We start from the raw sequence: 392 nt of genomic DNA, 5'->3' as shown, positions 1-392 counted from the left end.
GCACCGGGCAGGCGTCAGCCCCTATACTTCGCCTTACGGCTTCGCAGAGACCTGTGTTTTTGCTAAACAGTCGCCTGGGCCTATTCACTGCGGCTTCTCGGGGCTTTAACACCCTAAGAAGCACCCCTTCTCCCGAAGTTACGGGGTCATTTTGCCGAGTTCCTTAACGAGAGTTCTCTCGATCACCTTAGGATTCTCTCCTCGCCYACCTGTGTCGGTTTGCGGTACGGGCACCTTTCACCTCGCTAGAGGATTTTCTTGGCAGTGTGGAATCAGGAACTTCGGTACTATATTTCCCTCGCYATCACAGCTCCGCTTTAGAATGAAGGATTTGCCTCCACTCCAGCCTAACTGCTTGGACGCAGCAATCCAATACTGCGCTTACCCTATCC

At 53.3% G+C, this 392-nt stretch carries 1 rRNA gene; it reads right to left on the bottom strand.

The features are described from left to right. Nucleotides 1-392: ribosomal RNA gene (locus AC1DES_RS19225) — 23S ribosomal RNA — on the bottom strand; the annotation flags it as partial.

The sequence above is a fragment of the Arthrobacter sp. 05T442 genome (assembly GCF_056395945.1).
This window is presented reverse-complemented; position numbering and strand designations above follow the sequence as displayed.